The 4169-nt window shown below is 76.3% G+C and carries 4 protein-coding genes and 2 pseudogenes; 3 read left to right on the top strand and 3 right to left on the bottom strand.

All coding sequences use genetic code 11. The annotated features are described in order from the left end of the window. From AB0G13_RS34190 to AB0G13_RS34180, 3 genes and pseudogenes are all read right to left on the bottom strand, one after another. A pseudogene (locus AB0G13_RS34190) lies at positions 1 to 318 on the bottom strand (hypothetical protein); the annotation flags it as partial. Continuing rightward, the gene (locus tag AB0G13_RS34185; RefSeq protein ID WP_357883695.1) at positions 315 to 1721 is read right to left on the bottom strand and encodes a hypothetical protein; all 1407 of its coding nucleotides are present in this window, start codon (positions 1719 to 1721) and stop codon (positions 315 to 317) included. The gene AB0G13_RS34185 and the pseudogene AB0G13_RS34190, both read right to left, overlap by 4 nt. Beyond that, positions 1721 to 2227, bottom strand: a complete 507-nt coding sequence (locus tag AB0G13_RS34180) for a hypothetical protein (RefSeq protein WP_357883692.1) — start codon at positions 2225 to 2227, stop codon at positions 1721 to 1723. Before AB0G13_RS34180 ends, AB0G13_RS34185 begins: the two co-directional genes overlap by 1 nt. Before the next feature lie 209 nt (positions 2228 to 2436). On the opposite strand from AB0G13_RS34180, the gene AB0G13_RS34175 reads away from it, so the two are divergent. From AB0G13_RS34175 to AB0G13_RS34165, 3 genes and pseudogenes are all read left to right on the top strand, one after another. Further along, positions 2437 to 2817 carry a metalloregulator ArsR/SmtB family transcription factor gene (locus tag AB0G13_RS34175; protein WP_357883689.1) on the top strand — a complete coding sequence of 127 codons (381 nt, stop codon included), beginning with the start codon at positions 2437 to 2439 and terminating at the stop codon, positions 2815 to 2817. Continuing rightward, the gene (locus tag AB0G13_RS34170) at positions 2814 to 3455 is read left to right on the top strand and encodes an SRPBCC family protein (protein WP_357883686.1); all 642 of its coding nucleotides are present in this window, start codon (positions 2814 to 2816) and stop codon (positions 3453 to 3455) included. Before AB0G13_RS34175 ends, AB0G13_RS34170 begins: the two co-directional genes overlap by 4 nt. Before the next feature lie 119 nt (positions 3456 to 3574). Further along, positions 3575 to 4084, top strand: a pseudogene (locus AB0G13_RS34165) (NADAR family protein); the annotation flags it as partial. Positions 4085 to 4169: the final 85 nt, after the last annotated feature.

Below are 4169 nucleotides of genomic sequence, written 5' to 3'. Positions count from 1 at the left end.
GGCGGGCTCGGCGGGCGAAGCGGGCGAGGGCGGCTCGGCGGGTGCCGGCGCGGCGGCGGCCGGATGGCCGTCGGGCGCCGGGCGGAGCAGGCCGCGCAGCTCGTCGGCGATGGCCGGGAAGCGCTGGACGACGGTGTCCACGGACACCGCCGGATCCAGCAGGGCGGCCGGCAGGCCGAGGTCGTCGACGACCGCCATGCTGGCCGACTCCAGGGTGGGCTGCTCGTCGGGATCGAAGAGCCGGGCCAGCAGTCGCCAGTAGAGCACCTGGCGCCGGTTGGCGTCGGCGAGGTCCGCGGGGGTCGGAGAGTCGCTCATCGGCGCAGCAACCGTCCCGCGCGCTCGCGCAGCACCGCCACGGCGTCGCCCGCCTTGGCCTCGGCCTTGGCGACCTTCGGGTCGGTGACCCCGCCCGCCCAGTCGCCGGTGTGCGCGTCGACCGGCCGGCGCTTGACGGTGGCCCGCACCGCCAGGGGTTGCAGCAGCCACCGCCCGTCGTCCCACCGGACCAGGCCGAGGCACGCGGAGGAGGCGGCCACCAGCTCGGGGGTGAGCGGGCCGCAGGAGGGCAGCCGGTCGACCGCGACGGCGATCGGCTGGCCGTCGAGCGCGAAGGTCGTCGCGCCGTCGTCGTCGCGCACGGTGTAGCCCTCCACCAGCACGGGCTCGGCGATCCCGACGGGGTGCCGCTCCAGCGGCGCCGACGCCGCCGCGACCGCGGTCGGCAACAGGACCCGGGCGGTGGCGAACGGGTCGGCCGGCTCGCCGAGCCGCACCCGGTCGTCGTGCCAGAGCAGGTCCGCCCCGTGCATCGGCAGACCGGTGACCGTGAGGCTGCGCCGCTCGGCCAGCGCGGCCAGCAGCACGGGATGGGCGTCCAGCAGGCGCCACAGCGCTGGCCCGACGATCGTCTCCACCTTGACCGCGCCGACCGCGCAGCGGACCAGGCGGGGCGGCCCGCCGTCGGCCGGTTCGAGGATCGCGTGCAGCTGCGCCTGCACGGCGGTGTCGTGCTCGTGCACGTCGACGCCGAGCACCAGCAGCCGCCCGGAGACCTCCTCGACGGCGGTCGGGACGGAGGCGGCCGGCGCGTCCTGGGCGAGCAGCACGCCCCGGGCCCAGAGGTCGGCCCAGCGCCGCAGCGGCGGCTGCGCCATCGTGGCCACCGGCACGCAGGCCCGCAGCTCGGCGGCGAGCCCGTCGAGCAGCACCGCCAGCCGGCGCAGGCCGGGCTCGGCGAGGGCCGCCTCGATCGGCGCCCCCGCGGCGGCCACCAGCTCGTGGTCGAGGCCGCCCCACCCGGTCACCGCCACCTCGTGCAGCCAGGCGCGTGCGGCGGCGCGGGCCGGAGAGCCGGCGCCGGAGGGCTCGACCGCGCCCGGGGCCCAGGGGGCGCGGGCCCGACCGAGGGCGGTGTCGAGCTGCCCGAGCAGCGCGTCGTGGGCGGCGCCGAGCAGCGCGCACCGGGCGCCGGCGAGCGCGAGGAGGTGTTCCTCGAGCACCGAACCGGCGGTCACCTTGCCGGCCGCCTCGGCCAGCCGGTCGCCGAGCGGGGTGGCGGCCAGCGCGGCGGCCAGGGCGGCCAGCGCGGCGGCGTCGTCCTCACCCACCCGGGCGAGGCCGCGGAGCAGGGCGTCGTCGAGGCCGGCGACCAGGTCGAGGGCGTCGGTCAGGCCGGTCGGGGCGCCGTCGCGCAGGACGGCGAGCTGCGTGCCGAGCATCAGCGGCCCGCCCCGGTGGCCGGGAACCAGTGCAGCTCGGGCAGGGGGACCGAGCTGCCGGGCAGTTCCAGGTAGGACAGGTGGCGCAGGAAGCGGCTGAACACGACGGCGGCGGGGGTCGGCTCGTGCCGGCCGTCCAGGGCGGCGAGCAGCTCCCGGGCGGTGTCCACCTCCGCGCCGACGTCGACCCGCAGGTAGCGGGCGACCCGGTCGGCGCCGTACTGCAGCAGCGCCTCCTCGGCCAGGGCGTGCAGGTGCTTGCACGGCGCGCCGCGCAGCCCGCCGCAGGGACGGTTGTTGTTGGTGCTGCAGTGGTAGGCGTGGGTGCCGGAGGCGATCGACGAGACGTAGACCCGGTCGACGTCCGACCCGCTGGAGACCACGCCCTGCAACCGCCCGTCGGCCAACTCCACGAAGGGCACCTTGGCCAGCTTGCGGGGCCGCGCGGGCGGCACCACCCGCACCGTGCTGCGCCGTCGCCACGCGGTGCGTTCCGCGTCAGCCACTGTCCGACCTCCCGTCCGCCGCTGCCGGCGCCGCCCATGACGATCCGGACGCCGGCGGGGTCGCCGGCGTCGCTGTGACGACAAGGATCATGGACCACGGGTACGACACGACCCCGAGGCGGGTTTGCGGACGGCGGTCGTCCACCGCCGCGCCCCGGACCCCCGGATCATGGCTCGCTTAAATAAGGCCTGCCTGATACAAAGGTCTCGTGCACGCCTTCGACGTACTCGGTGACCCGGTGCGGCGCCGCATCCTCGAGCTGCTCACCGACGGCGAGATGACCGCCGGCGGGCTGTGCGACGTGATCCGGCGGGAGTTCGGGATCTCCCAGCCGGCCGTCTCCCAGCACCTGAAGGTGCTGCGGGACAACGGCTTCGCCACCGTGCGGGCGGAGGGGACCCGGCGTCTCTACGCCGTCGATCCCGGGCCGCTGCGGGAGGTCGACCGCTGGCTCGACCACTTCCGCCGGTTCTGGACGCCGCCCCTGCACGCCCTCGCGACCGAGCTGGCCCGAGGCAGGCGCGAACGGCGGCTGCGCGAGCAGGCGCCCACGACGGACGACACGACCGACCACGGGAGAGACCGATGATCGACGCGACCGAGCAGATCAACGCCGTACGCCGCCAGCTCGGCCGACGGGTGCTGGAGGCCGGCGAGGCCCGGGTGATGACCATCAGCCAGACGTACGACGCGCCGCTCGAGGACGTCTGGGACGCCTGCACCAACGCCGAACGGATCCCCCGCTGGTTCATGCCGATCTCCGGTGAGCTGCGGCTGGACGGCCGCTACCAGCTGGAGGGCAACGCCGGCGGCACGATCGAGCGCTGCGACCCGCCGAAGGGCTTCGCCGCCACCTGGGAGTTCGGCGGCGAGGTGAGCTGGATCGAGGTGCGGCTGACGCCGGTCGAGGACGGCCGGACCCGCTTCGAGCTGGACCACGTCTCGCACGTCGACCAGGAGCGCTGGGACCAGTACGGTCCGGGCGCGCTCGGGGTCGGCTGGGACCTGGCCCTGCTCGGCCTGGCCTCGCACCTGGCCGCCGACGGCAGCGGCGTCACCCCGGAGGAGAGCGAGTCCTGGGTGGTCTCCGAGCAGGGCCGGCGGTTCGTGACGGCGAGCAGCGAACGGTGGGGTGAGGCGAGCGTCGCCGACGGCACCGACGCCGGGGACGCCCGGGCCGCCGTGGAGCGCACCACCGCCTTCTACACCGGCGCGCCGACGGCCTGACCGCGCGGGGACGCCGGCCCTCCGCCCGCGGGCGGGGCGCCGACGACCTGACCGCGGGCGGGGGCGCGGCCCGGAAAAACGCGCGCGTCCCGTCGTACCTCTCGGGCAGACTCGCCGCCATGTCGCCACGCTCCGTCGCCGAGCTCGTCGCCGCCGTCCAGGCCGGCGAGAAGATCCGCTACCTGCACTTCTGGGGTCACCGACCGCAGCGCGACGGCAGCGCCGGGCCCGGCTGCCTGAGCCAGTGGTGGCCGGCCCCGTTCGGCGACGGCGAGCGGACGTACGCCACCGCCGAGCACTGGATGATGTGGCACAAGGCGATGCTGTTCGGCGACATAGCGGTCGCCGAGCGCGTCCTGGCGGCCGGGCATCCCCACCGCGCCAAGGCGCTCGGCCGCCAGGTGCGCAACTTCGACCAGGCGACCTGGGAGGCCCGACGCCACGACATCGTGGTGGCGGGCAGCGTCGCCAAGTTCGGCCAGCACGACGACCTGCGGGCGTTCCTGCTCGGCACCGGCGAGCGGGTGCTCGTGGAGGCCAGCCCGGTCGACCGCGTCTGGGGCATCGGCCTGGCCGCCGACGACCCGCGCGCGGACGATCCGGCGCGCTGGCAGGGCGCCAACCTGCTCTCCACCGCCGACCACCTCAACCAGGCGATCCCCGAACGGCACGAGGTGGAGGCGGCGGTCCGTCGCCTCGTCGGGGCCGGGCTGG

Origin of the sequence: Micromonospora sp. NPDC023633 (assembly GCF_040640035.1) — a bacterium.
GTDB lineage: Bacteria > Actinomycetota > Actinomycetes > Mycobacteriales > Micromonosporaceae > Micromonospora.
Note: the sequence above shows the minus strand (reverse complement) of the source record. Positions and strands in the feature narration are given on the sequence as shown.